Source organism: Pseudoalteromonas sp. GW168-MNA-CIBAN-0100, from assembly GCF_040309225.1.
Classification (GTDB): domain Bacteria; phylum Pseudomonadota; class Gammaproteobacteria; order Enterobacterales; family Alteromonadaceae; genus Pseudoalteromonas; species Pseudoalteromonas arctica.
In genome coordinates, this window is record NZ_JBEOOL010001150.1 from 1 (window position 1) to 233 (window position 233).

Consider the following 233-nt stretch of genomic DNA (forward strand, 5'->3'; position numbering starts at 1 on the left):
GGGTAAAACTGATTAAAGCCATTGATTCCGCCAAAAAATAGCTCGCCATCAGCTGCTTGAAAAGCGGCACCTAAAATAAACGAATTATGCTGCACGCCGTCACGAGGTAAAAAATGCTGCATAGCTTGATTCGTGGGATTATAGCGAGTTAGTCCTTGGTTACTGCTTAGCCATAAGTAGCCTTTTCTATCATCTTTAATGGCAAAAATATTATCGTTTAGTAATCCATCATG

At 39.9% G+C, this 233-nt stretch carries 1 protein-coding gene; it reads right to left on the reverse strand.

What is annotated here, in order from left to right; translation table 11 throughout:
- Positions 1 to 233 (reverse strand): two-component regulator propeller domain-containing protein (locus AAEY62_RS24985; RefSeq protein WP_350637193.1); only part of this gene is annotated, 233 nt, incomplete at both ends.